Here is a 25,170-nt window from a genome sequence, read left to right as displayed (position 1 = left end):
ACTCTTAGAAAGGCGAATTTCTCTATGCAGATATCCATTATCGACACTTCGAGTCTTGGTGACCGTAGCTATTTGATCGACCATGATGGTGTCGCCGTCGTCGTCGACCCGCAGCGCGACATTGACCGCGTCCTCGCGTCGGCGGCCGAGCGCGGCGCGACCATCACCCACGTCGTGGAAACACACATTCACAACGACTACGTCACCGGCGGGCTGGAGCTGTCCCGTGTCGTCGGCGCCGAATACGTGGTGCCTGCGGGCGATGACGTCGACTACGAGCGGCGGCCTGTCCGCGACGGTGACGTCATCAACGCAGGGTCGATGCGACTCGAGGTGGTGCACACCCCCGGCCACACACACCACCACGTCAGCTACATCCTGCGCACCGGCGACCGGACGGCAGTGTTCACCGGTGGGTCGATGTTGCACGGAACGACGGGACGCACTGATCTCGTCGGCCCTGACGACACCGTAGCGCTCGCCCATGCGCAGTTTCACTCCGTGCGCCGACTGGCCGGCGAATTGCCCGACGACACCCAGGTGTATCCCACACATGGATTCGGCAGCTTCTGCTCGGCGTCGCCGGCCAGCGGGGACTCGTCGACCATCGGCGAGCAGCGGCGCACCAATCCCGCGCTGACTTCTGACGAGGAAACCTACGTCGAGAATCTGCTCGCAGGTCTGACTGCATATCCGGCGTACTACGCGCACATGGGGGTGATCAACACGGCTGGCCCGGCTCCCGTTGACTTGTCCATGCCAGCGGCGGTCGACCCGCAAGAGTTGCGTCGGCGCATCGATGCGGGGGAGTGGGTCGTGGATCTGCGCAGCCGAACCGCCTTCGCGGCGGGCCATCTGGCCGGCACGCTCGGCTTCGAGCTCTCGGACTCGTTCGTCACCTACCTGGGATGGCTGTACCAGTGGGGCGCGCCGCTGACTCTCATCGGTGATGACGAAAATCAGATCGCCGATGCGCGAAGGGAACTCGTCCGTATCGGGATCGACGAGGTTCGTGGTGCGGCTACCGGAGCGATGGACGACCTAAGTGCCGGACCCGCGTTGCGGTCCTACCGAGTCAGCGATTTCTCCGAGCTGAGGACGATTGCGTCAGAGGTCACCATCTTGGACGTCCGACAGGCCAACGAGTACGCCGACAGCCATGTGCCGGGTGCGGTGAACATTCCGCTGCACGAACTGCTCGCTCGCTTCGACGAGGTCCCTGCCGGGGAAATCTGGGTGCACTGTGGGTCCGGGTACCGGGCGTCGATCGCGGCATCGATCCTCGACTCCCGAAATCGGGCAGTCGTTCTCATAGACGATTCGTTCACCAAAGCCGTCGAACTCGGGCTCGCGGCGTAGGACGTCGCCCTCTTCTAGACCACCGAGGTTTTCGTGGCCAACGCCGAGGCGTGATCCGACCACGCGGCCGCCTTTCTCGAGGGCAACAACAACGCCGGATTCTTTCTGTGTCCGAAGCGTGACTGACCCTTGACCGAATCGCCAAGGCGCGTCTGCATATCGATAGGCCGAGCATTCCTACAATCCAATTGACGCCGTTGTCATTTCGGAGGAGTTTGGTGCCATGCGTGGGGTTGCTCTGGGGATTCTTGCTGCGATCGGAATCAATGCGATCGTGTGCGCAGCACCGGCCGTCGCCAGTAGGACGGCAGCTAACCCGTCGTATGTGCCGCCCACGGCGGCTGGCCCGTTGTTCAAGCCCGCCATTGCTTCGGTGCTGCCCGCGCGCGGGGACGTCGTCGGGGTGGGACATCCGGTGGTGGTGACGTTCAGTGCGCCCGTGGCCGACAAGCGCGCCGCCGAGCGTGCCATCGACATCACGTCGGTGCCCACGATGACGGGCAAGTTCGAATGGCTCGACAACGCGGCCGTGCAATGGATTCCCGACCAATTCTGGCCCGCGCACAGTACGATCGCGCTTTCGGTGGGCGGCGTGAAAACGGAGTTCGTTACCGGTCGCGCCGTGATCGGCACGGCCAGCATCTCTGAGCACACGTTCACCGTAAGCATCGACGGCGTCGACACGGGACCGCCGATTGAACTACCGGCGCCGCACCACCGACCAAACTGGGGCAAGCCAGGGGTATTTCCGGCCTCGATGGGCCGGCCCGAGTACCCAACACCTGTGGGCACCTACACGGTTCTCGCCAAAGAACGCGACGTGGTCATGGATTCCAGCAGTGTCGGCATTCCCATCGACGATCCCGACGGTTACCTGGTCACCGTGGAGTACGCCGTCCGTTTCACTCGCCGCGGCCTCTTCGTGCACTCGGCTCCGTGGAATGTCAATGTACTCGGGTATGAGAATGTTAGCCACGGCTGCGTCGGCCTTAGCACCGAGGACGCCGAGTGGTACTTCAACACGGTCAACGTCGGTGACCCAATTATCGTGCAGGAGAACAGCACTGAAGTTTCTCGGATGGTGACTGGTTAACCAGCTGCCCACACCTTGATGATGCGCCGGGCACCCGACTGATGCCGTAGTCGTTCGCCCAGAGGCTCAGTGGCCCATGGGTTCGTATCGCTGACGCCGCTGCGGTGCCGCTGCTGATTGACTGCTTGCTGCAGATCAATGGGCTGGTCTCGGCGACGAATATTGCTCGCCTAACTCGGAGCAGCACGGTCGTTGGCCGCATCTGGTGTAGGCGCTGCATAAACGGTGTTAGGCGTCCAATTCGGCGTCGCGGTCGCTTCTCTTCGTTGCGCCGCCGCTGCTCGCAATGAAGGCTTTGATCGAAAATCCGGATCGGCCGCGCCGAGCCCAGTCGCAGGTGCAGCACTGCTGCGGGCGGATAGTGTGCCGGCACGCGGAAATCTTCAGGGATCAAGTCCTTGGCACCCTGTTTAGCTCATGTGGTCGCGGGTTACCCAGGCGGCGGGCTAGATGGCAGAAAAGACAAGAAGAGTCGTGGTGAGTCCAAAACTTGACCGGCTTCTCGCCGAGCAGGGCGATGCGATCGATTCGCGCTATCACCCCTCGGCGTCCGCACGCCGCCAACTCAACAAGGTATTCCCGACGCACTGGTCGTTTCTGTTGGGTGAGATCGCCCTCTACAGCTTCATCGTGCTGATCATCACTGGGATCTACCTGACATTGTTCTTCGACCCGTCGATGGCCGAAGTCACCTACAACGGGGTGTATCAGCCGCTGCGCGGCGTGCAGATGTCGAAAGCCTACGAGTCGACGCTCGACATCAGCTTCGAGGTGCGCGGCGGATTGTTTGTGCGCCAGGTTCATCACTGGGCGGCGTTGATGTTCGCCGCGTCGATCATGGTGCACTTGGCGCGGATCTTTTTCACCGGCGCGTTTCGCCGGCCGCGCGAGGCCAACTGGGTGATCGGGTCTGTGCTGCTGATCTTGGCCATGTTCGAGGGCTACTTCGGCTACTCGCTGCCTGATGATCTACTCTCGGGCACCGGGCTGCGCATCGCGCTGTCTTCGATCACCATGAGCATCCCGGTGATCGGCACCTGGATGCACTGGGCCTTGTTCGGCGGCGATTTCCCCGGCGAGATCATCATCGCGCGCATGTACACCATCCACATCTTGATTTTTCCAGCGATCTTCGCTGCGCTGATCGGACTCCACTTGTCGCTCGTGTGGTTTCAGAAACACACCCAGTTCCCCGGCCCAGGTCGCACCGAGCACAACGTGGTCGGGGTTCGGGTGATGCCGGTGTTCGGCGCCAAGTCCGGCGCCTTTTTCGCGATGGTCACCGGCGTGCTGGGTCTGATGGGTGGACTGTTGCAGATCAACCCGATCTGGCAGCTCGGCCCATACAACCCGGCGCAGGTCTCGGCTGGTTCGCAGCCCGATTTCTATCTGATGTGGACCGAGGGCCTGGCCCGGTTGTGGCCGGCCTGGGAGCTGTATTTCTGGGGCCACACCGTGCCCGCCGCGTTCTGGGTGGCGCTGATCATGGGTGTGGTGTTCGGTCTGCTCACCGTCTATCCGTGGATCGAGAAAAAACTCACCGGCGACAACGTGCACCACAACCTGCTGCAGCGCCCGCGCGACGTGCCGGTGCGCACCGCTCTCGGGGCGTCGGCGATCGCGTTCTACATGGTCCTGACTCTAAGTGGGATGAACGACATCATCGCGCTGAAGTTCCACGTCTCGCTCAATGCCACCACCTGGATCGGGCGCATCGGCATGGTGGTCTTGCCCGCCATCGTCTACTACATCACCTACCGGTGGTGTGTAGCGCTGCAACGCAGCGACCGCGAAGTGCTCGAGCATGGTGTGGAGACCGGCATCATCAAACGACTGCCGCATGGCGCCTACATCGAGATACACCAACCGTTGGGACCCGTCGACGACGACGGCCACCCGATTCCGCTGCAGTATCAGGGCGCTGCGGTGCCCAAGCGGATCAATAAGCTCGGCGCAGCCGGTGCACCCGGCGCCGGCAGCCTGCTGACCGCCGACCCGCCCGGCGAGAACGAACAGCTCACCCGCATAGCGCACGAGCAGGAACGCCGAGCGCTGACCGCGCTTGGTCAATACCAGCACCGTTGCGACACGGGAGATGGCCAGGCGCCGCACGGCCAGCGAAACGACACCGAATGACCGACCGATACCGAATCAGGCACACCCCCGATGGCAGGCAAGTTGGTCCAGCAAAGGTCGATCACGACCATGCACGTTCAAACGAGGCACGGACTCCGTGCCGACGACCTTCAATCGTTACGCGTTGTCATCGGCGGGGGCGCTGCTGGCCGGCAGGCTCGTTGGCGTAGTTGTGTAGCTGATTCGCTGAGGTTTTAAGCGGGCTATGTGTGAAGCCGCGGAGGGAATTCGGCTTGATTGCCGATGGCGCTGCGGTAGTCGTTCACCCGGCCGGGGACGGTGCTGAGTACCGCGATGGTCCGTCCATTCTTCCCGTATGCGGCGACAAACTCCCAATCGCCAGCACTGCCCTCAATGATTTCGACGACGTCGTAGCCGGTTGGCACGCCGACCAATTGGAGCTTCACGTCGTACTGATCGGACCAGAAGTACGGCACAGCATCGTACTGCTCGGCGTTGTCGGGCCCGGCCAACAGAGTCCTCGCCGCCGCGACACCCTGCCGCGACGCGTGGTCCCAGTGCTCGATACGCAAATGCTGCTGATACAGCGGATGCCACCAGCGCGCGACATCACCCGCGGCGACGACACCGGTAGCACCTTCTGCAGCCCCGGTCGCGTCACACATCACACCCTTGTCGACCTTCAATCCGGAGCCACGTAGCCACTCGATGGCTGGCTCCACCCCGAGGCCGATAAGCACGAGGTCGGCCTTCAGCCTCGAGCCATCGCTGAGTTGAACGGCCTTCACATGTCCGTTGCCGACCAACCTGTCGACGTTGACACCGACTCGCACGTCGACGCCATGCTGGCGATGCAAGTCGGTCCAGCACTGCGCCATCTCGTGGCCCAACGCGGACTGCAGCAAGGTGTCGGCCTGAGACAGCAGCGTCACCTTCAGACCCAACGAGCGCAGACTCGCGGCGACTTCGGTGCCGATGAACCCGCCGCCGACGACCACGACGCGAGTTCGTTTGCCGAGCTTGTCGCGAATGGCCAAGCAGTCATCGACCGTGCGGAGCGCCATCACGCCGCCGGGCACCGGGCCGCCCGGCCATTGGCGCGCCACGGCGCCGCTGGCAATGACAAGTCCGTCGAACGTCAGGGCTCGGTTTTGGTTGTCGTCGCGCACCTCAACCGTGCGCGACGACATGTCCAGCCCGATCGCGCTGGCGCCTCGCAGCGCGCGCGCGGCGAGCTCATTCTGCGGCGCCATGTCGATGCCCGCCCGATGCACTTTGCCGGTGAGCAACTTCTTGGACAACGGCGGCCGGTGGTACGGGGAATGCCGCTCGGCGCTCACAATGGTGAGCTCGCCGTCGTAGCCCTCGGTCCGCAGCGTTTGAGCGGCCATCGTGCCCGCCACGCCGGCACCGATGACAACCACCCGCTTCAGCTGATTCGACGGCATGCGGTCAGTCCTTCACCGTGATTGCCTGGGTGGGACAGGACACTTCGGCACCCACCAGCTTCTTGCGCAGTTCGTCCCCCGGATGCTCCTGCAGCAGGTGAAGACCGTCGTCTCGTACTTCGAAGACCTCGCGGCAAATACTCATGCAAACGCCGTTTCCGTCGCAGGTGTCCAAATCAACCCGAACCTTCATCGACCCTCCCGATTCTCTTGAAAAGCTCGTCGAACATCCGGCCTAGCTGTGGGCCGCCTGAACGGCCTTCGACCGTTCGTGGGCGTCGGCGCGCTCACGCGCGTCGCGGGCCGCCGGCGAGTACGCCAGGTAGTCGATGGCCATCTGCGTGTTTGCTTCGGTGCTGGGATGGTGGCTAGGACGCAGGTAGCGGAGCGGGACGGTCACGATGAGTTGCCACGGCCCGGGGACCCGGTACTCACGCGCCGCGCGGAACCAGTCTCGCCACCGCGGTCTGGCGTCGATCGTCGGGTCATGCCTCATCAAGTGCCGCAAACCCACAAGCCACCAGAACAAGAATTGCGGCGCAGTCGTCAGCATCGAGAATGCCCTGATCCAATAGCTCCCGCAGACGTGTTGGTACACGTCGTAGACCAGCGAACGGTGTTCGACCTCCTCGGCTCCATGCCATCGGAGCAGATCAAGCATGACCGGATTAGTGCGCGCGTAATCAAGACCTCGGTTCTGTAGCACCCACTGACCGAGCACCGCCGTGAAATGTTCCAGGGCGGCCACGTCGGCCAAGCGCCGGTACAGCCACCACCGCTTCAGGGGCGGCGGGAAGAACTTGGGTGGATCGCCCAGGGCGACCGACAAATATCTGCCGAGCCGATCGGTGTATCCAGTTGTGTCGATGCCCTGCTCGGCCAAGTGGTCCAGCACCACCTGGTGTGCCCAGGCGTGCCAAGACTCCTGCTGGATGAACGGCTTGATGGCCGCCTCCAGCTCAGGGTCGTCGACCAGCGAGGAGGCCTCGAGGACGGCCTTGATGAAGTGTCGCTCACCTTCCGGCAGCAGCAAATGCAGCACGTTCATCATGTGCGTCGAGAACGGATCACCGGGCACCCAGTGCAGCGGCAAATCCGACCAGTCGAAGCGGACTTTGCGGCGATAGGCCGGGTGTCCGTCGCGATGCAGTTGCACTTCGGGCATTGGGTCACTCCTCCAGCTACGCGGACGGCTTCACAGCGAAGAGCGGGGGATCACAGTCATCCAAGCTGGCAACCGCGGCCCCCGATCAAAGCCACGTTGATCCGATTGCGACAAAAGCTACTTACGAGTAGGTTGCCGGTCGAGTCGCCGTTGAAACGTGTTTAGGTGATGCGTCGCGACATGTGTGTCGGCCCTAGGTCGCTCCAGCCAAATCCTGTACCAGCCGATGTCATAAGGCCGCGCTGCGACCAGCCGACCTTGGCGCAAAGAGCGGGCCCAGGGCCGTGATCGTCGTGGTCGGACAACCTCCGCTAGCCGAATGCCCACGTCGAGGGCTCCGTGGCGCAACAACGCGCACAACAGAACCAGCAAGCGGTTCCAGCTACTCGCCGAAGCAAGAGCGACGCCGGGGCCAACAATGAGGATCGCCGGTCATCGCTATGATCGGAGACGGCGTGTCGGCGCCTTGTCCCCACTCCCGCACCGCGCGTTTGCGTTCAGGCCAACGCCATGATCAACCGACGTACACCGAGATCAAGGCAAACAGAGCAAAGCCGGCTGTGAGGAACAGTGCTTCCCAGCGACTGGTGTCGGCTTCGTGCGCTTCGGTGAGCATCTCCTCGACGACGACACTGATCAGTACACCTCCTGTCAGTGCCAAGATTGCGAGGGTCACCATTTCCGGCGCGTCTCTGAGGGCGAAGTAGCCCAGGGAAGCCCCGACAAGGATCGGAATGGCGAAGGCCAGCGACATGAGGATGCGCTTGACGCGGGATATGTCGGCTCGACGAAGTGTCGCTACTGCAGCGAAGCCTTCGGGAACGTCGGCGGGGACCTGACCCAATGCGAGCAGCAGCCCGAGCGTTGGGTTGAGCACCGTGCCGGTTCCGATCATCACGCCGTCGCTGAACAGGTCCAGAGACACGCCCGTGAAGATCGCCCAAGGTCCGGCGCTTTTTTCGGTCGCGCCGAGTCGTGCCTGCACATAGCCGATGCCATGCTCAAGTGCGATGAACGCCGCACCGCCGACGACGAAGGCGACGATGGGCACCCAGGCCGGCGACCCCTTCAAGGCCTCGGGCATCAGTTCGATGCCGACCACGGCTAGCACGATTCCGGCGGCCAAATGAAGCGCAAGACTCAACGCTCGTTTGGACACACTGAACATTTCGGCGACGACACCGCCCAGGAAGTTCCCTGCGGCCGGCAGGGCGGCCAGCGCAAGAACGAGGCCAAAGCCCTCCACGTTTTGCTCCTTTTCGTGGGTGCGATCTCATCGTCCACACAATCACGACGGGCGACGCCACCACCTGCCCACCTGGCCCGCATAGTCCCCGTAGGCCTGGCCGTAGAGGGCGGTGAGTTGTTGCTCCTCAATAGGAATCCAGGCCGCGCAAACGCCAGCCCACCCAACGGCTAGAGCGGCTGAGGTCAGACTGTGCCGGGCCACGGCAGCGCCGCCGAGAGCCATGATGTAACCCAGGTACTGGGGGTTGCGCGAGTAGCGGTAGACGCCCCCGGTAATCAGTGCATCGTTTCGGGTCCCCTCAACCTCGCCCAGGTTGGCGAAGCGGCTCATGCCAGCGATACACAGACCAATGCCGCCGATTACCGCGACCCACCCGATGGACGACACCTTGCGCGGAACAGGCAGCCTGCGGTCCGGGCATGCCAGCGCCCACCCATTGACAGCCGCGTGTGCGCCATAGGCACTCCACATGTAGAGGGCGGTAGATCGACGCATGGAGCCGCCTTGACACACATCGCGGGCCATGCGGGACAGCAGGGGAAGCCGCGGGTACATCGGGTACTCCTTGTGCGTCATCGCTTCAGCATGCAACGACCGACAGCGGTGTCACCAGGGCCTGGAGGAAGGAAACTTGTTTGTACTCACCGCAGAACCATGCGACAACGCCAGCACCTCCGCTGCAGCGGCACCGGCGGTCATGCTGCTCGCCCGTCCTGGCGCGCGTGGTGAACCGATACCCCAACTAGGAACGGCGGAGAAATATCAATGACAGCCTCCAAGCAACATACCGCGCGGAATTCCAAGCGCGCCAACGGTTTGCGCCCAATACGGGCGGCACCCTTGGGGGCACCTGTTGCGACGCTGCCGCGCGCCCGGCCATGTCACCAGCGACTGGGCGGTTAAGGGCGCCCGCGGCGACCGGGTTTGATCCCGACGCCTACCCTGGTCGGCCTGGGTCACAGCGATGCCATCCTCACCATCGCCGCGCGGTCAGTCACACTGCGCCGCGACGACCCCTCCTCGCCCGCACCACCCGCCGACATGATCCCTGAGCTCAGCAGGTGCCACAATGACTTCGACTGAGCGACGCTGCGACGTCGTAGTTGTCGGTGCCGGCCTCGCCGGTCTCGTTGCGGCCGACGAGCTGACGCGCAGGGGCGTCGATGTTCGCGTCCTCGAAGCTGGCAGTGACGTGGGCGGGCGGGTTTTCGGCACGTCCGGCGGCACGGACACAGGGGCGGAGTTCATCGGCAAGCCCCACACGCAGCTGCGGACTCTGGTGGGCGAGTTGGGATTGCGGATTCGTCCCGCCGGAATCGATCGGGGCCCGATCCTGTGGAGGCTGCCAACGGTGAGCCGTGTGTCGCGGCGACCGCCGGGATCGTTGGCCGATCTCTGCAGTCTCGCTACCGCGTGGTGGCGGCTGCGACGACGAGCGCTGGCACTAGATCCCGTCCGGCCGTGGGACTCCGCAGGCATTCGGAAACTGGACGAGGTCAGCCTCGCCGACTGGCTCGCCGCGTCCGGAGCCAGCGACCGCGCGCTCGAGCTCAGCGACGCGCTGGTCGGCGGATTCGCGACACGTCCCATCACCGACATCTCGGCAGCCCACGCCGCCTGGTGGATAACCGCAGCGAACGGACTACTGGCCGCTATGCGCTCCGGCCAGCAATACTTCGTGTCAGGCGGGGCACACCAGATTCCCCGGCTGCTGGCCCAGCGCCTTGCCGACCGCATTCACCTCGCTTTGTCCGCACTCCTACCGGCGCTGACGAGTACGTTGAGGTCAGAACGGGAGATGATCGGATATGGCCAAGTTGACCAGGCGGGCGGCACTGGGCGTGCTCGCCACCGGGGGCGGCCTCGTTGGTGTGGGATACCTGCTGCGCAACATCATCGACATGCCCGCCAGCCGCGCGCAGGGGCCGGGATTTGATGGCGCTTCGAGCGGCGAGATGAGCCAGTACATGAACATGTTCATGCGACACGGCGAGCTCAGGCGCAGCGTAGAAGACATTCCCGGAGGCATCCGCACGGTCACAGAATCGGACTCTGCCGACCTGGTTGCCGAACTGCAGTCGCATGTGGCGGCGATGTACGCGCGTCTCGACCAGGGCGCCGAGATGATGTGCATGAGCTCCAGCCTCCCGACTCTGTTCCGCCGCGCGCCCGACTATCAGCGCCAGCTCACCTTCACCGCCAACGGCGTGATCGCCGAGGAAACCGCCACCGATCCCGAAGTGACCCGCGCGATCCGCGAGCATGGCCGCGAAGTCACCGGGTTCGTCGTCGACGGCATGCCGGCGATGATGCGCGGAATGATGGGCGACGGAATGATGGGCGACGGAATGATGGGCGACGGAATGATGGGCGACGGAATGATGGGCGGTAGGCCCTCCTAGTCTCAGCCGCTGCGTCCTAGCCAGGCGGCCAAGGCGCCATCAGAAGATCGGCATTGACCTGTTGACGGATCCACAGCATCAGGACCGCGGCGACGAAGACCACCAGCAGGATGCGCCGCCACCGCGCTCCTACCACGAGGCCGAACCACCGACCGGTTAGCTTGCCCACCGCCCCGCGGACCAGGATGGCCAGCACGACCGCGGCGATCACGAAGACACCCGGGTTGTATAGGGCGGCGGCGCCGATATCACCGGAAAGCAACAGATAAGTCGCCCTGGTCGCACCGCACAGCGGATCCATGATGCCGGCGTAATGCAGTGGACCGTGAATGTCGACCGGCGGGATGCCGAATACCCACAGCGCGGCCGCGGCGGGCGCGAACCCCAGCGCGAGTCTCGTCATCCACCGGAAGCGATCGTGGTTGGACCAAACCAGACCTCCGCGTGCCGACCGGGACGGTGCGGGCTGTCCGTGGATCATCTGATCTCCTGTTGCCACCTGTAACGTAGCGGCGGCTCTGATCGGCGTTGTGGCACATCACGCCTGCAATAGCATCCCTGCCGACGTCTACGTGCCAACTTAGTAGCTGTGCATATGGTCTGGAAGGGTAGTTGCTGGGTGTGACGGCGCGCTCCGCCGTGGGTTGCGTCGATCGTGCCGGTTCGTCGTCGTCGGCCCTCACTGGCCCGCTGGTCGTAGCCGGTGCGGGTGTGGGGCCGAAAGCCGGGCCTGGGATCGCCCACAGTGCATATACGATGTACGTACATAGGCAGTAGGTTACGGTGCGGTGGGCGGTATTTCTGCGGCGCGCGGCCGTGCCTGGCCGGTGAGTGTGCCCGGAAGTGGTGGGCGCTCACCGCGGGATGGCGACAACATCGACGACTTGCAGCGGGGGTCAGAAGTCCAGAACGGGAACGGAACAGACGCAACATTCCCGGTGCCGACGGAATATTGCCAGGGCAGCGTCGGGGCAGGTTGGACAATCGCAGGAATATCAGAGCTGTTGTGAAAGGAGCATGGAGTGCGCAGGTTTAGTGTGATAGCGATTGCATCGGTAGCCATCGTGATGGCTGGTTTCGGCAATCCGGCGATTGCCTCCGCTGTCGGTGAGTGCCCACATCGTTTCGGGTCGAACCAGCAGCTGGTGGATGCGGGAGGTGCCGTCGTGCAGGAATGGACTGTGACGGATTTGAAGAAGAGCGCCGGCTCGGCGCCGGGGTATCCACTGGCGGGCCAGCTTTGGGAGGCTACGGCGTCGGTGGAGGCGGTTTCCGGGACGGTCACGCCGATCATTCCGAACTTCCGCGCGCACGCGGCCGACGGCGCCAGCTACCCCGTGTTGTGGCAAGTATCAAGTGCCGAGGGCATCCCGGGAGCAACCATCACACAAGGGCAGACCGCAACGGGCAAGCTGTACTTCGATGCCACCGGCGCCGATCCTGTCGCAGTTACCTACGCCGGTGGTGGCGCGCACCCGTCGATGATGTGGTGTTGCGGTGAGGCGATGATGGCGATGCCGATGGACATGATGATGGACATGCCGATGCCGATGGGGATGATGGACAATTGCCCCCACTGCAGGAACCAATGACCCGTCCCTCGTCAATCCATGGAATGGCCTGTCACCCAGCCTGACTCGTCGATCCTAGGTATCGTTGCACCGCAGCGTCGACCTGCTGTGGATCGCCGAAGATCGGTGGGTCGGTGATGCGCCGGATCCTGCCGTCGGGCGTGACAAGGTAGTTGACCGGTAGCACCGGTGGGACACCCAAAGCGCGCTGGACGGATTTGTCCGGGTCATACACGGACGGGAATTTGACGCCCAGTTCGGCGGCCAGCGCCAGGGCGGATGAGGTGCGATCCAGGACGTTGACTCCCAGCACATCGATCGCGCCGGGCTGGCGCGCGTAAGCGTCGAGCACCGGCATCTCTTCGCGACAGGGTCCGCACCACGATGCCCAGACGTTCAGCAGGGTCGCGCGCCCAGCCAACGCTGCGCCCAGGTCCACGTCACCTGGTGCGCCCAGGCAGGGCGCCGAAACTGACCGCAACGGGCCCGAGGGCGGGGGCGCCTCCGGCTGGGGGCGTGGGCATGATGGCACGCGGGCCCGTTCGCGCAACAGGGCCAGGGCGGCGTCGTCCTCGGCGGGGGGCGTCGGCCGTCCTTGTGTGCTCCACGGGGTTGTGTTGGGCGCTTCTGGCTCGGTCCTCGGCCAGAGGGCCACCACTCCGGCCGCCGCCAAGATGACGACGACGATGGTCCATCGTCCGGTGTTCGTCACTACTGTCCCTTCAGATCGGCGGCCAGCCCAGGCGCGCGTAGACGGCGAGCATCCTGCTCATCACGACCGTCCAGCCCCCGGTCATCAGCGCGATACCCATCAAGACGAGGATGACCGCGCCGGCGATCTCGATTCGACGAGCGTTGCGGCGAAGCCATGCCAGCCGGCCGCCACCGCGTGCCAGCGCGGCAGCCACGGCGACGAAGGGCAGCCCGAGACCGATCGAGTAGGCCAGCAGCAACACGGCGCCTCGGGTGATGGTGGCCGTCGTCGCGGCGGCGGTCAGAATCGAAGCGAGCACCGGGCCCACGCACGGCGTCCAGCTGAAGGCGAATGCCGCACCCAGCGGAGCGGCACCGACGGGGCCGGGTCTGATTCGGGTGAGGTCGAATCGGATTTGGCGGTGCCAGCAAGGGCAACACCGTCGTCAGCGCCGAACTGCCCGAAACGCTGCAGCCAGGCACCTACCGGGTGCACTGGGCCGCCGTCGGACTTGACGGTCACTTCGTTGAGGACGAGTTCCGCTTCGCCGTTGGAGCGGAGGTAGTAGGTGCGGGACCGGGGGAGGGCGAACCGATCGCCGATTGGTTCGCCGCACTGCGTAAGTGGCTCATGCTGACCGGATTCGCGCTCGCCTTCGGCGGCATCGTCGCTGAACGCTTCACAGCCACCGCGCGCACCGAGAATCCTGCCCTGCCGCCGGTGCGTCCGTGGTCGAAATATGCTGCGACGCTGGGGTTTGCCACGGCAGCAGTTAGTGCTGCGACGCTCGTCGCGGGCCTTGGCACGCCCGCCGCGCTGTGGGAATCCCGAGCCGGCCTCGCGATTACCGCCGAGGCCGGCGGGTTTGCCGTCGCCCTTGTGCTGCTGGGGCTGCGACGGCCGATGTGGGCGCTGGCGCCGCTTGCGGCTGTGGCCATCGCCGAGGGCGTGGTGTCGCATGCCGGTGCCGAAAGCCCAGTCCTGGGCGCAGGGCTGACCGCGATCCATGTCGGCGCCGCGGGACTGTGGGTCGGCGCGTTGGTTCATACCAGCCGCACGGTGTTGGCATGGCGATCCTGGCCGCACGCCGCGCGATGGATGGCGATGTCTTATGCACGGATGGCGCTGTGACTGTTTCTGGATGTGGCCGTCGCAGGTCTGCTGCTGGCGCTGATTCTGGTACCGCTGCCGACGCTCACCGCCACGGCATATGGCACAACGCTGCTGCTGAAACTCGCACTGGTAGCGGTCGCCGTTGGGCTGGCAGTGGTGGGCCGCCGCGCACTGCGCATGGCCAGACTGCACCGGCTCCGCCAGACCACCCGCGTGGAGGGCGTGGCGCTGCTTGCAGTCATCGCGGTGACCGCGGTGCTGGTGTCGATGCCCAGCCCGGGCGGGGCTGACACCGGCGCCGCTGCGCCGCCACCGCCGCCGCGCGGCGTGGCCGTTCCCGGCGGGGGGCTCGCGGGACAGATCGGCGTCAACGTCGTCGCCAGCGAGCAACAAGTGGTGGTACGCCTGTTCACCCCTCGTCTCACCGACTACATCGGCGCACCCGAGGACCAGACCTACGAGTTGTCGGGGCGGCTGACCATGAGCGACGTGACCGAGGATGTGCGCTTCCGGCCGTGCGGCGGTGGGTGTTTCGTCGCTTCGATCCGCTGGCGCGACGGTGACAATGTGCTCACGCTTCGGGCGGCGGCTGAAGGATGGACCGGCGGCACGGTCGCCATCGTCGTTCCCTGGCCCGGTGTGCCGGCGGGTGACTTGATTCAGCGCACGGTGCGGGTCATGAACCGAGTGGACGACGTCACCATCTACGAATCCGGCACCAGCGACACCTCCGCGGGCTTTCCAGACCCCATGATCATCGACACCGACGGTCCCCAATTGCTGTCGAATGAGCCGTACAACGCCGGCGTCGCGCCCGTGGCCGTCGTGGTGCGCCGGGAGTCGGATCCCACCCGGCTACTGCTGGGCTTCCCGTCGGCCGGCTACTTCGTCGAACTTGGCCTCGACGGCCTAGGACGGATCATCTCCGAAACCCTCGTCGGCCCAAAGGTCATCTTCCAGCGCCGCTTGGTCTACCGTGACTAGAAGCGAGCTGCGCACGAGCCCGCCCCACAGGGCAAGACTGGCAACGCATCTCCTGTCGTTTCTAGTAGATGACTATTGCAAATTGCAGCCCTCGGCAATGGCGGAGCGTCTGGCGGCTTGGCGATTCCGACAGGCTCCGAAGCCGCGCTGGGGACTCATACCGTCGGCCGGGCAATCGAAGTGTTCTGAACTGCGTTTATGCAGTGAAGACTGATTAGAATTCGCGAGACGCCGAAGTGTTGTCAAGGTAGCCAGGCCTTTTCCTGTCAATCTTCGCTGCATCTCGACAACAGCACCTGGCTGGCTCCTCGGACCACCACCCGGCAGCAGCTGTGCCGAGCCGCCGCCTTCCTCACACCACCCGCCCAAGCAGCAGTTGTTTCCCTCTGCTGTAGATGCAGCCGATCGCCACGGCATCAAACACACCACGCTGCAAGGCGATCATGCCTGTCCCCGCGACGACGAACACTACGCGCAACTGCACGGCGAACGTTATCGACGTGAGGACCCGTAGCGCGCGCCTCCGATGGTGCGCTTGAGGTATCGCAGCTCGGTGCGTGCGTGTTCGCGGTCCTTGGCCTCTCCGTTGAGCAGATGCACGAACATGAATGCCGCCAGGCGACCGAGGACTCCGCGCGGGGCGGTGGCCCACACGCGGGCGCTGACCACAGCTGACGAGGCGCTCTGGGGTTCGACCCGCCAGATGACGCCCTCGCCGATCTCAACCGAGACTCCGAGCCACCGGTAGGTCGCGTCGGCTTCCCACGTCACCGCGGCTCCGGGTTCGACCATGGTGATGGTGCCCACCGCCTCGCCGGGAATGCCGCCGATTTTCTCGCGAATCCGCAGTCTGGCACCGACTTCGGTGGCCGGGCGGTCATCGAGGTGCTCCAGGCTGATGTGTTCCGGATTTGAGGGTAGCCACCATTGGTCGACATGTCCCAACATCTTCCACACCCGCTCGTGTGGTGCGTCGATGACGATCGATTCGGTGAAATCGAACACTGCTCTTCTCCTTTCACGCAACGACGCGCAGCAGGGCATCCGCGGCGTCGTGGCCGGATCGCACCGCACCCTCCATGGAATTCGGCCAGGAACTGAAATCAGATCCGGCGAATCGCACCAAATTCGTTGCCGCTAGCCGCAATACGGGGGCAAACTGCTCGATCTGGCCGGAGCGGTATACGAGATAGCTGCCGCCGATGTAGTCGCGATGAGTCCAGTCGGTGACCGTCACGTCGGTGAGACCGCCCGGGGGAACGCCGAACGCCCCGGCCAGATCTCGAATCAGGTCGTCGGCCGTTGGCGTGCCGGTGCTGATGCCGGCCATCGCGCGGCCTCGACGCCAGGCGACGGTCAGCGGATGCCCGCCGACGACCGATCGATGGCGCACCGTCGGTGTAACGGCGGCCGTCGCGGCAATCTTGACGGCATTGCCGTAGCTCAGTTGTGTTGATGCCGACCGGAGCGGCGCCGGCAATGGGGGATCGAAGACGATGCGTGGCAGCGAATTTCCAAGGTGCCATCAACGGAACGAATCGAGCGCACCGGCGAGTCGCAGTGGACGCGGTCGCCAAGTCGACTCGTGAGTCTTTGTGGAATCTGATGGGCGCCGCCCGGCACCACGTATTGCTGCCCGGAGCGCAGTGCGGCGACGAGCCCATCGGCCGCGGCGATCCACCACGCTGCATGCGCGGCCGACATGTCGTCGATCGGCCGGGTCGCAAAGCCCCCGATGAGGGCGTCGGCAAGGGCCAGACCGTGTGCGCTGACCCCGTGGTGGGAGAGCCATGCCGCCAGCGTCGTCGAGTCCAGCTCACCGATGCCGGCCGACATCCAGGGAGCGTCCGCATCAAGCCGCAGCGCCTGGGTGCGCAGCCGCCACAGCGCGACGCCAAGCGACCAGAGATGGCGGGCGCGTCCCGGGGGGCGGACGGAGCTTCGCGTCGATCCGGTTACTCGCCAGAGGATGGGGCCACGGTCAAGACCCGCTGATGCCGTGCGCAGTCCGAGGTCGGCAATGAGGCCCCGTACCGCGGTATGAGGTTTTCCGACGAACTCGGCGCCGGTATCGCGCCCGCCGTCAACTCCAACGACGCGCCCCCCGGTTACTGGAAGCGCCTCCACCACGCGCACGTCGACGCCCTGGCGCGCGAGGCGGTCGGCAGCGGTTAGGCCCGCCAGGCCCGAACCCGCGACGACGACGTCGCACGTTCTGGATTCATCTCGCATGAGTGCCTTCCGGCAGCTCAACGTCGACTCCCCACTCAACATACCCATGCGCATATATGCATGAACAATCCGGTCTGTCGTCGCGGCTCTGCACTGCACTTATCGCGCGCAGCTCACTCGGCGTGGTTTCGGGCAGATTCATCACGGTCGCCGAGCTGTGCGCCTCATCCACGAACGCCGAGACGCAAGTGCCGCTGGCCATGGGCATGGCCGGGTTGGTATCGGAAGCTCGTGAGAGCCGGCGGATCCTGTCTACGAAACCATCGGCCATCTCACGCAACTCGCTATCCGACGAGCTTCCCGGTGGTGTTGATGGGCAGCCCGATCGGTGTTCATCGCGGCCCGTTCGATGGTGTTCAGCTTCATCGAGGCACCTCGCCATTAACCCCTATCGCTTACGCCGACTTTCACCGATCAATCGTCAGACTAGGCTATCATCGGGTTATGGTGATGGAAAGTCTTTCACCGGCGACGCTCAATACGTCGTCCCGCCATGAGTTGGCCGGCGCGGTGGCGCTGTTTCACAGCCTGTCGGATCCGACCCGGCTGGCGATCGCCCGCTACCTGGCCCACGGCGAGGCCCGGGCGGATGTCCGCAGCACCGGATCACGTTGCGACGTGGGTATTTCCGAGGCTTGATTTATTGGAAGCGGCCGATCACGTTGTGCTGGGTTTCCGGGCGATCAGGCGTTCGACGAGGCCGAGTTTGAACCGCTGGCTTTGTTCGATGTCGAACCCGGCTGCGCGCACGTGATTGAGCGGTCGGCGCAGGAAGTGTTCCCCGCCCAGCGGCACGGTGACGATCTCCAAGCCGCGCTGCGCGGCGCGCGCGACTCGCGAAGTGCTGGCGATGTGGTCGACGAGGATGAGTCGCCCGCCGGGCCGCAGCACCCGGATCATCTCGGCGATGGCCCGAGTGTGGTCGGGGATGGCGCAGAGTCCGAACGTGCAGACCACGGTGTCGAACGAGGCGTCATCGAAGGGCAAGCGGTGGGCGTCGGCCTGCTGCAGGGTGGCGGTGCGCCCAAGGTCGGTGGCGCGGCGCCGGGCGATGTCGAGCATGGCGTCGCTGAGGTCGATGCCCGTGAGCGTGATGTCGTGCGGGTAGGCCTCGAGGTTCAGGCCCGTGCCGACGGCGACTTCCAGCACCTTTCCGGTGGCTTGTCCGCACGCCCAGGCGCGAGAGTCGCCGAACAGGTGCCGGTCGAAGAACTTCATTTCCTTGTCGTAGTTGCGGGATTTCTTGTCCCAGTACCGATGCCAGCGGGCGGTGCGGTCCTTGGTCGAGGTCATGGCTATTCACCTCCAGTCGCGGTGGGTTCGAGCAGTGTGCGGTGCAGAAACGCGATCTGATCGTCGACGACGCGGTCGAACCACGGCGTGTGGAACAGGTCGAAGTGGCCGATGGGATAGCGGCGCAGCTCGCTGTGTGGCGCCCGTTCGGCCACCGTGATCGCGGGCTGCGGTGGCGCGATGACGTCGTGCTCGCACACGCACACCAGCAGTGGGCATGTCACCAGGGTGGCACGCCGTCCCGGGCGATCGGCGCGCATCTGCAGCACGATCCGAGCCGGCACCGCCGGTTCGAACCCCACGGGGTCGGCGGGAAGGATCGATGCGAATCCGGCGACTGCATCGGGTGTGGTCATCATCGCCAGCGACAGGGGCGGTCCTGCCAGCTCAACCCGGACCGGATCGCCGCGGTGGGCAGCAAGTGTGTCGCGGACTGCTCGCCACGCCAGCCGGTAGGCGTGCACGCGCCCGGCTGACCGGATAGCCGCAGCGGCCGCGGCGTGGCCGTCGACGAACGGGTTCTGGATGATCGCGGCCGCGATGCGCTGATCCCGCGCGGCGGTGGCCAGGACATGTCCGCCGCCAAAGGATGTGCCCCACAAAGCGATCCGCTCGTGATCGATACCGTCGAGTTGGCGGGCGAGGTCGATGGCCGCCCGGTAGTCGGCGCGCTGTCGCTTGATGTCGATCAGGCCGCGCGGTTCACCCTCACTAGTGCCCAAATGTCGGTAGTCGAACGTGAGGGCGGCAATGCCGGCGGCGGCGAACCGCGTCGCAAACAAAGGAAGGGCGGCGCTGCGGATACCGCCGATGCCATGGGCCAGTACCACGCACGGATGCGGCCCCGGGCCCGGTGGCCGGTAGAGCCACCCGTCGCAGCGCCGGCCACCGGAATCGAATGCGAGCTCCTCGCGCGTCACACCGGCGTCGTGGTCACAGGAAGGGGTTGTAGACATGGACGCGAGCGTGCGCCTTAATGTCGACATGAAGTCAAGTGGTCTGCGTCGAGAGATTTCGATCGGCGAACTGGCGGAGAGTTTTGGGCTGGCCACTCATGTGTTGCGCCATTGGGAGTCGATGGGTTTGTTGACCCCGCGCCGCTCATCGGCCGGGCAACGGGTGTACGGCCGCGCCGACCGCTACCGGGTGGCGGCGATCCTGCAGGCCAAAGAAGCCGGCATGGGCCTCGATGACATCCGGGCGATCCTGACCGCACCCACCCCGGCCGAGCGCAACGCGGTGCTGCAGCAGCAGCACGACGCGCTCACCCGGCGCGTCGCCGAGGCACAGGCCGCGCTCAATCTCATCGACACCGCGCTGGGCTGCGAACATGGCGACCTGGCTATCTGCCCGCGCTTTCAGGCTGTGCTGGCCGACCGCGTCAAACACCGTTAGCTCAATTGGTCTCGAGCCGATCTGGCCCAGAGGGTGTGGTGGCACGCGCTGGGTTCGTCGCCTCGTCTGCTTCGCGCCAGGCCTCTCGGCCCGAGTGCGCTGCGAGCAGGGCAACGACCAGGGCGACCACGGGGTCGGCCCACCACCAGCCGATCGCGGCGTTGAGTCCCAGCCCGGCCAGCACAGTGATGGACAGGGCGTTGGACATCCACGTTTCGGTGGACTGGGCGACCAGCACGGGGTTGTTCAGCGCCCGCCCGGTGCGCCGCTGGGGTTAGGGCCACCGGGATCATGACGATCAGGGCGACCACGTTGAGCACGATGCCGATCAGCGACTCGCCAGCCTTGTCCTGCGTGACCAGATCACGGATCGATTCGAACGCCACATAGGCGGCGAGGGCGTAGAAGGTTACCGCGATGGCGCGCAGCGCGGGCCGTTGGCGGGCGTGCGCGCCGCCGCGCAGCTGCCAAATGACCACGGCGGCGGCGAAGACCTCGACTAACCACTCGTCGATATCTTGCTGCCGGCGGGTGGCCGCGGTGCGGTGATGGGTTTCATCTAGCCAGGTATGGAACTTGGTCGTCTCGGTGGGGCCTGGCCGTTCCTCGGAATACCTACTGACCGCAGTGGTAGGTATGATTCAGAGGGTGCTGACCGATGACCGAGGCGGCGCCGACCCCAGCGCTCGCATGAGTCGCAATTCTGATTCGGTGAGCGGCGCCCCACGGACCGGCAACCAGCGCTGGCGTTTTCTGCAGGTTGATCCGGTGGACCGGTATTCGTGGTGGACCTGGGTGGGATTAGTCAGTGCGGTGATGCTTGTGGCGCTTGCGGTCGCGGGACTGCCCCCGATCGATCTGCGCGGACCGCTGCACGATCTCGGTGTTATGTGCCCGTTGTGCGGCGGCACCCGGTCGGTGTATTTGACACTGCACGGCCATCTAGGGGCCGCATTGCAGTACAACCCGGCTGCGCCCCTGGTTCCGCTCGGTGCGGCGGCGGTACTGGCTCGCGCGGTGGTGGGTCGGATTAGCGGGCGGTGGGTCACGCCCGTGGCGCCGCGTCGCGTCGCCTTGATTTGCTTTCTGTTGGTGGCGTTGATCGCGTTGGAGGTCAACCAGCAGCTCAACGCCGACCTGCTGAGCAGTCGCTGGCCAGCCTGACATCACCGACTGTGGCGGCGTGCGCACCGTTGCCGGGACCGGCTTCCGGGGCACCGATTCGCCGGTGATCGCGGGTAGATCCGTACTGGGTTCGTCCGGCGGTGATCCGTCCGTCGGCTACTGGTCGGTTTACGACGATGCAGCACCCCCGCACTCGTTAATGAATGAAGAGCGCCAGACGCGGTGGCCCGGCGTGCGGTTACTACTTTGTGTAGTACCCTGGAGAGGGTGGCTTGCGGTGGCCAGCGGTAGTGGTGGGCGGCGCGATGTGATGGTCGTCAGCGATCGCCGATGAGTGGTTTCACCGAGATTGCGATGTCAGGTCATATGATGCTGGCGCTGCTGGTGTCGGTGCTGGCTGGGGTGGTGTCGTTCGCTTCGCCGTGTGTGGTGCCCCTGGTGCCGGGATACCTCTCCTACCTGGCAGCTCTCGTCGGGGTCGACGAGGGGGTTGGCGACGCATCGAGGCGCGCGGCTCGGCTGCGGGTGGCTGGGGCGGCGGCGTTGTTCATCGCGGGTTTCACGGCCGTGTTCGTGATGGGCACCATTGCGATCTTGGGCTTGACCACGACAGTCATCGGCAATCAGTTAGTGCTGCAGCGGATCGGCGGTGTGATCAGCATTGTGATGGGCTTGGTGTTCATGGGGTTCATCCCGGGGCTGCAGCGCCAGGCCAGATTTGCGCCGAGAGCGCTGTCGACGATTGGGGGCGCCCCGCTGCTGGGGGCGGTATTCGGACTGGGCTGGACGCCGTGCCTGGGTCCGACGCTGACCGGGGTGATCGCGGTGGCCTCCGCCACCGAAGGCGAGAACATGGTCCGCGGGGTGGTGCTTGTCACCGCATACTGCCTGGGTCTTGGGATTCCGTTTGTTCTGTTGGCGTTGGGGTCGGCTCGGGCGGTGCACGCGATGGGCTGGCTTCGCCGAAACACCAGGGCGATTCAGATTTTCGGCGGGGTTCTGCTGGTCGCTGTGGGGTTGGCGTTGGTGACCGGATTGTGGAGCGAACTGGTCGCCTGGGTGCGTGACGCCTTCGTCACCAACACCACGTTGCCAATATGACCCGCATCGTCGCCTACGCCCGCAACACATGGCGTGCCCTTACCTCGATGGGGACGGCGCTGACGTTGCTGTTCCTGCTGGCGCTGGCGGCGATTCCGGGTGCACTGTGGCCACAACGCGACGTCAATCCCAGCACCGTCGCGCGATACATCGCCGACAATCCCCGGATCGGGCCGTGGCTCGACCGGCTTCAGGTGTTCGACGTGTTCTCCAGTGTCTGGTTCACATCGATTTACGTCCTGCTGTTCATCTCTCTTATCGGTTGTCTGATACCACGATTGATTGAGCACGCCCGCAGTCTGCGAGCGGCTCCGGTGCGGTCCCCGCGCAATCTCGCGCGTCTGCCGAAACACCGGGTCGTGCGCGCCAGCGGAGATCCACAGGCGGTCGCCGATGCGGTGGTCGCGAAATTGCGCGGCTGGCGCAAGATCAGCCACCCGAGCGGTGAAGGGCTCGAGATCTCGGCAGAGAAGGGCTATCTGCGTGAGGCGGGCAATCTGGTGTTTCACTTCTCGTTGATCGGGCTGCTTGTCGCGGTGGCGGCGGGCAAGCTGTTTGGCTACGAGGGCAATGTGATCGTAATCGCCGGCGAGGGGTCGGGGTTCTGTTCGGCATCTCCGGCGGCGTTCGACGTATTCCGCCCTGGCAGCACCGTCGATGGCACCGGGTTGTATCCGATCTGCTTGCGGGTCAACAACTTCGACGCCGAGTTTCTGCCCACGGGACAAGCTGTCTCGTTCGCCGCGGATATCGCCTACCAGGCAGGCGACGACCTGATCAACAACACCTGGAAGTCCTACCAGTTGAAAGTCAACGAGCCGCTGCGCGTTAGCGGGAATCGGGTGTATTTGCTCGGTCACGGCTACGCACCGACGTTCACGGTCACGTTCCCGGACGGGCAGACGCGTACTCAGACGCTACAGTGGCAGCCCGCAGACTTGCAGACGTTGTTGTCGTCGGGGGCGATGCGGTTCGATCCGCCGGCGGGCAGCTTCCCGGACCCAGACGAGCGGCGCACCAATCAGATCGCCATCGAAGGACTGCTCGCCCCGACCGAACAACTTGACGGCCGGCTGTTGTCCTCGGCCTTTCCCGCCCCAAACAACCCGGCAGTGGCTGTCGACATCTACAAGGGAGACACCGGACTGGATTCGGGTCGTCCGCAATCAATCTTCGCGTTGGACAAGCGCATGATCGAGCAGGGACGGCTCAAGCGAATGGCCCGGGTGAATCTGCGTCTCGGCGAACAAACGCGGCTCGCGGACGGCACTGTCGTCCGGTTCGACGCGGTCACAGACTTCGTCAGCCTGCAAGTCTCCTACGATCCAGCCCAAATCTGGGTTTTGGTGTTCGCCGCCACCATGATGGCGGGTCTGCTGGTTTCACTTACCGTTCGTCGTCGACGGGTCTGGGTGAAGATCCGCAAAGACGACGACACCGGTGACGTGACCGTAGAAATGGGCGGGTTGGCGCGCACCGACAACGCCGGATGGGGCGACGAGTTTGACCGGTTGGTGACGCGACTTATCTCCGAAGCCTCAGGACATGCGGACGCGCGCTCGTCGACCACAGCGAACCAACGCGGGTGACTACCCACGAAGAAGCTGTCGCGCGCATGTTAAGCCCATCGTGACACAGGCGCTCGACGGTCCTGGCGACGCCGGTTCGGTATTGCGGGTGCAGGCCGCGACCGCGACCGCAATCGGCGTCCGCCGCTGGACGAAGCGCTGCCTGCTAGCCTGCCCCACAGTACAACGTTTTTGACGCGGTGACGCGTTTCGCGGCTTTACTGCCCGGCGAGGGCCTGATCGACTGCCGCAGCGAGGTCCTCGTAGCCCTTGGGCTGGATTCGGGCGCCGTTGAGGAAGAAAGTCGGTGTGCCCTGTACGCCAAGGGCGTTGCCGTCGGCGACGTCCTGGTTGATTCGCTCAAGCGTTGCGGGGTTGTTGTACGCCGCGTCGAAGGCGAGCATGTCGAGTCCGAGTTCAGTCGCGAAACCTCGGAAGACGTCGTCGGCGGGAATTCGCTGCTCGCCCCATTCGGCTTGCATCTCATACATCTTCTTGTACATGGGCTCTAGCTTGCCCTGTTGGGCCGCCGCCTCGACAGCACGCGCGGCGCGCTCGGCGTTGAAATGCGATTGCAGCGGAAAGTAGCGGATGACGAAGTTGACACGATCGCCGTATTCGGATCGCAGCTGTTCGACCATGGGAAATGCCGCACGGCATCCCTCGCATTCGAAATCGAGAAACTCGACAAACGTGACGTCGCTGTCGGGGACGTTGTTCAGGCGGTGACTGTTGTCGCGGACCACCTGTCCCGCGTCGGCTACCCGCGGCTGCGCTGCGGCAGGCGCGTTTCGATCACGGACCGAGAGGTAGACACCTGCGCCGATAATCAAAGTGATGACTGCAAAGGCAGTTAGCAGGATGCGGGTGACGGGCGCCATTGCAGCAGAACCTTTCGCACATATCAACAACTATTAGTAGATGGACGCGGCTAACAAGGGCCGTCAGCTGCGGATCGGGTTGGGGACGATGCGCAGGTAGGGCCGCGGGGCATTCCATCCGTCCGGATAAATCTGCCGGGCCTCGTCGTCGCTGACGGATCCGGCGATGATGACGTCCTCACCTTGGCGCCACTGCGCGGGGGTGGCCACCTTGTGCTCGGCGGTGAGCTGCAGCGAGTCGACCACACGCAGGATCTCATCAAAATTGCGTCCGGTCGCCATCGGGTAGACGAGGACCAGTTTGATTTTCTTGTCCGGTCCGATGACGAAGACGTTGCGCAAGGTCGCCATCTCCGCGGGCGTGTGCTTGGTCGGATCCCCGGCGATCTCGGCAGGGAGC

General features: G+C 64.7%; 28 protein-coding genes and 3 pseudogenes. 14 read left to right on the top strand and 17 right to left on the bottom strand.

From position 1 onward, the window contains the following. Positions 1–24 precede the first annotated feature (24 nt). The 3 genes from RMCN_RS05495 (at position 25) to qcrB (ending at position 4,588) form a co-directional block, all read left to right on the top strand. Complete coding sequence (locus RMCN_RS05495; RefSeq protein WP_067387750.1) at positions 25–1,359, top strand: MBL fold metallo-hydrolase; 1,335 nt, start codon at positions 25–27, stop codon at positions 1,357–1,359. Between the two features lie 223 nt (positions 1,360–1,582). Continuing rightward, positions 1,583–2,452: a L,D-transpeptidase gene (locus RMCN_RS05490; RefSeq protein ID WP_067387749.1), complete on the top strand. Its 870-nt coding sequence runs from the start codon at positions 1,583–1,585 to the stop codon at positions 2,450–2,452. 477 nt (positions 2,453–2,929) lie between these two features. Beyond that, a complete protein-coding gene (gene qcrB, locus RMCN_RS05485; RefSeq protein ID WP_067387773.1) occupies positions 2,930–4,588 on the top strand; it encodes a cytochrome bc1 complex cytochrome b subunit in 1,659 nt (552 codons plus the stop codon). Between the two features lie 203 nt (positions 4,589–4,791). Here the strand turns inward: qcrB and RMCN_RS05480 are convergent, their stop codons facing one another. The 5 genes from RMCN_RS05480 to RMCN_RS05460 all read right to left on the bottom strand — a co-directional run bounded on the left by RMCN_RS05480 (position 4,792) and on the right by RMCN_RS05460 (position 8,987). Continuing rightward, the gene (locus RMCN_RS05480) at positions 4,792–5,997 is read right to left on the bottom strand and encodes an NAD(P)/FAD-dependent oxidoreductase (RefSeq protein WP_067387748.1); all 1,206 of its coding nucleotides are present in this window, start codon (positions 5,995–5,997) and stop codon (positions 4,792–4,794) included. A gap of 4 nt (positions 5,998–6,001) precedes the next feature. After that, complete coding sequence (locus tag RMCN_RS05475; protein WP_067387747.1) at positions 6,002–6,190, bottom strand: ferredoxin; 189 nt, start codon at positions 6,188–6,190, stop codon at positions 6,002–6,004. A gap of 42 nt (positions 6,191–6,232) precedes the next feature. Beyond that, positions 6,233–7,162: a metal-dependent hydrolase gene (locus RMCN_RS05470; RefSeq protein ID WP_067387746.1), complete on the bottom strand. Its 930-nt coding sequence runs from the start codon at positions 7,160–7,162 to the stop codon at positions 6,233–6,235. Positions 7,163–7,676: 514 nt separating this feature from the next. Continuing rightward, positions 7,677–8,408 (bottom strand): ZIP family metal transporter, encoded by a 732-nt coding sequence (locus RMCN_RS05465; protein ID WP_067387745.1) that lies wholly within the window; start codon positions 8,406–8,408, stop codon positions 7,677–7,679. A 42-nt stretch (positions 8,409–8,450) separates the two neighbouring features. Further along, positions 8,451–8,987 (bottom strand): methyltransferase family protein, encoded by a 537-nt coding sequence (locus tag RMCN_RS05460; protein WP_067387744.1) that lies wholly within the window; start codon positions 8,985–8,987, stop codon positions 8,451–8,453. A gap of 493 nt (positions 8,988–9,480) precedes the next feature. Here RMCN_RS05460 and RMCN_RS32080 point away from each other — a divergent pair, with 493 nt between their 5' ends. Beyond that, positions 9,481–10,347 carry a flavin monoamine oxidase family protein gene (locus RMCN_RS32080; RefSeq protein ID WP_084377182.1) on the top strand — a complete coding sequence of 289 codons (867 nt, stop codon included), beginning with the start codon at positions 9,481–9,483 and terminating at the stop codon, positions 10,345–10,347. Further along, complete coding sequence (locus tag RMCN_RS05450) at positions 10,229–10,813, top strand: hypothetical protein (RefSeq protein WP_409366036.1); 585 nt, start codon at positions 10,229–10,231, stop codon at positions 10,811–10,813. Before RMCN_RS32080 ends, RMCN_RS05450 begins: the two co-directional genes overlap by 119 nt. A 16-nt stretch (positions 10,814–10,829) precedes the next feature. Here the strand turns inward: RMCN_RS05450 and RMCN_RS05445 are convergent, their stop codons facing one another. Beyond that, positions 10,830–11,216 carry a DUF2752 domain-containing protein gene (locus RMCN_RS05445; RefSeq protein WP_067387741.1) on the bottom strand — a complete coding sequence of 129 codons (387 nt, stop codon included), beginning with the start codon at positions 11,214–11,216 and terminating at the stop codon, positions 10,830–10,832. A gap of 619 nt (positions 11,217–11,835) precedes the next feature. Between RMCN_RS05445 and RMCN_RS05440 the strand changes: the two genes are divergently transcribed. After that, positions 11,836–12,405 carry a DUF1942 domain-containing protein gene (locus RMCN_RS05440; RefSeq protein ID WP_409366035.1) on the top strand — a complete coding sequence of 190 codons (570 nt, stop codon included), beginning with the start codon at positions 11,836–11,838 and terminating at the stop codon, positions 12,403–12,405. Between the two features lie 31 nt (positions 12,406–12,436). On the opposite strand, the gene RMCN_RS05435 is transcribed toward RMCN_RS05440, so the two are convergent. Together RMCN_RS05435 and RMCN_RS05430 are read right to left on the bottom strand one after the other, a co-directional pair. Further along, a complete protein-coding gene (locus RMCN_RS05435; RefSeq protein ID WP_067387740.1) occupies positions 12,437–13,096 on the bottom strand; it encodes a TlpA family protein disulfide reductase in 660 nt (219 codons plus the stop codon). Between the two features lie 10 nt (positions 13,097–13,106). Beyond that, on the bottom strand, positions 13,107–13,397 hold the full coding sequence (locus RMCN_RS05430; protein WP_234787580.1) for a sulfite exporter TauE/SafE family protein: 291 nt from the start codon (positions 13,395–13,397) through the stop codon (positions 13,107–13,109). 89 nt (positions 13,398–13,486) lie between these two features. Here RMCN_RS05430 and RMCN_RS32075 point away from each other — a divergent pair. The 3 genes and pseudogenes from RMCN_RS32075 to RMCN_RS31365 form a co-directional block, all read left to right on the top strand. Continuing rightward, positions 13,487–13,618, top strand: a pseudogene (locus tag RMCN_RS32075) (copper resistance protein CopC); the annotation flags it as partial. A gap of 90 nt (positions 13,619–13,708) precedes the next feature. Next, a complete protein-coding gene (locus RMCN_RS05425) occupies positions 13,709–14,209 on the top strand; it encodes a hypothetical protein (RefSeq protein WP_234787579.1) in 501 nt (166 codons plus the stop codon). 12 nt (positions 14,210–14,221) lie between these two features. After that, positions 14,222–15,175, top strand: coding sequence for a CopD family protein (locus tag RMCN_RS31365; RefSeq protein WP_067387738.1), 954 nt, complete (start codon positions 14,222–14,224; stop codon positions 15,173–15,175). 352 nt (positions 15,176–15,527) lie between these two features. On the opposite strand, the gene RMCN_RS31810 is transcribed toward RMCN_RS31365, so the two are convergent. From RMCN_RS31810 to RMCN_RS05405, 4 genes are read right to left on the bottom strand one after another with little or no spacing between them, the layout of a single operon-like run. Continuing rightward, on the bottom strand, positions 15,528–15,659 hold the full coding sequence (locus RMCN_RS31810) for a hypothetical protein (protein ID WP_263987684.1): 132 nt from the start codon (positions 15,657–15,659) through the stop codon (positions 15,528–15,530). 8 nt (positions 15,660–15,667) lie between these two features. Next, a complete protein-coding gene (locus RMCN_RS05415; RefSeq protein ID WP_067387737.1) occupies positions 15,668–16,180 on the bottom strand; it encodes an SRPBCC family protein in 513 nt (170 codons plus the stop codon). Between the two features lie 13 nt (positions 16,181–16,193). Beyond that, a complete protein-coding gene (locus tag RMCN_RS05410) occupies positions 16,194–16,568 on the bottom strand; it encodes an FAD-dependent oxidoreductase (RefSeq protein ID WP_131808527.1) in 375 nt (124 codons plus the stop codon). 50 nt (positions 16,569–16,618) lie between these two features. Then, positions 16,619–17,407 carry a flavin monoamine oxidase family protein gene (locus RMCN_RS05405; RefSeq protein WP_165604414.1) on the bottom strand — a complete coding sequence of 263 codons (789 nt, stop codon included), beginning with the start codon at positions 17,405–17,407 and terminating at the stop codon, positions 16,619–16,621. A 444-nt stretch (positions 17,408–17,851) separates the two neighbouring features. Here RMCN_RS05405 and RMCN_RS05395 point away from each other — a divergent pair. Next, positions 17,852–17,992 (top strand): annotated as a pseudogene (locus RMCN_RS05395) (ArsR family transcriptional regulator); the annotation flags it as partial. A 72-nt stretch (positions 17,993–18,064) separates the two neighbouring features. Here RMCN_RS05395 and RMCN_RS05390 read toward each other — a convergent pair. Both RMCN_RS05390 and RMCN_RS05385 read right to left on the bottom strand, forming a co-directional pair. After that, positions 18,065–18,700: a class I SAM-dependent methyltransferase gene (locus RMCN_RS05390; RefSeq protein ID WP_067387733.1), complete on the bottom strand. Its 636-nt coding sequence runs from the start codon at positions 18,698–18,700 to the stop codon at positions 18,065–18,067. A 2-nt stretch (positions 18,701–18,702) separates the two neighbouring features. Beyond that, positions 18,703–19,656 (bottom strand): alpha/beta hydrolase, encoded by a 954-nt coding sequence (locus tag RMCN_RS05385; protein WP_067387732.1) that lies wholly within the window; start codon positions 19,654–19,656, stop codon positions 18,703–18,705. Between RMCN_RS05385 and RMCN_RS05380 the strand changes: the two genes are divergently transcribed. Continuing rightward, entirely contained in the window at positions 19,655–20,095 is a 441-nt protein-coding gene (locus tag RMCN_RS05380; protein WP_234787578.1) for a MerR family transcriptional regulator, read from the top strand. The genes RMCN_RS05385 and RMCN_RS05380 overlap by 2 nt on opposite strands. 1 nt (position 20,096) lies before the next feature. Here RMCN_RS05380 and RMCN_RS31230 read toward each other — a convergent pair whose 3' ends face one another. Continuing rightward, a complete protein-coding gene (locus RMCN_RS31230) occupies positions 20,097–20,303 on the bottom strand; it encodes a hypothetical protein (protein WP_201028792.1) in 207 nt (68 codons plus the stop codon). Positions 20,304–20,806: 503 nt separating this feature from the next. Here RMCN_RS31230 and RMCN_RS05370 point away from each other — a divergent pair. From RMCN_RS05370 to resB, 3 genes are all read left to right on the top strand, one after another. Continuing rightward, a complete protein-coding gene (locus RMCN_RS05370) occupies positions 20,807–21,259 on the top strand; it encodes a DUF2752 domain-containing protein (RefSeq protein ID WP_165604413.1) in 453 nt (150 codons plus the stop codon). 291 nt (positions 21,260–21,550) lie between these two features. Beyond that, entirely contained in the window at positions 21,551–22,321 is a 771-nt protein-coding gene (locus RMCN_RS05365) for a cytochrome c biogenesis CcdA family protein (protein ID WP_067387729.1), read from the top strand. Next, positions 22,318–23,910: a cytochrome c biogenesis protein ResB gene (gene resB / locus RMCN_RS05360; RefSeq protein WP_067387728.1), complete on the top strand. Its 1,593-nt coding sequence runs from the start codon at positions 22,318–22,320 to the stop codon at positions 23,908–23,910. Before RMCN_RS05365 ends, resB begins: the two co-directional genes overlap by 4 nt. Before the next feature lie 197 nt (positions 23,911–24,107). Here resB and RMCN_RS05355 read toward each other — a convergent pair whose 3' ends face one another. After that, complete coding sequence (locus tag RMCN_RS05355; RefSeq protein ID WP_067387727.1) at positions 24,108–24,770, bottom strand: DsbA family protein; 663 nt, start codon at positions 24,768–24,770, stop codon at positions 24,108–24,110. Between the two features lie 63 nt (positions 24,771–24,833). Then, positions 24,834–25,170, bottom strand: a pseudogene (locus RMCN_RS05350) (peroxiredoxin); the annotation flags it as partial.

This window comes from Mycolicibacterium novocastrense, assembly GCF_001570485.1.
GTDB lineage: Bacteria > Actinomycetota > Actinomycetes > Mycobacteriales > Mycobacteriaceae > Mycobacterium > Mycobacterium novocastrense.
Note: the sequence above shows the minus strand (reverse complement) of the source record. Positions and strands in the feature narration are given on the sequence as shown.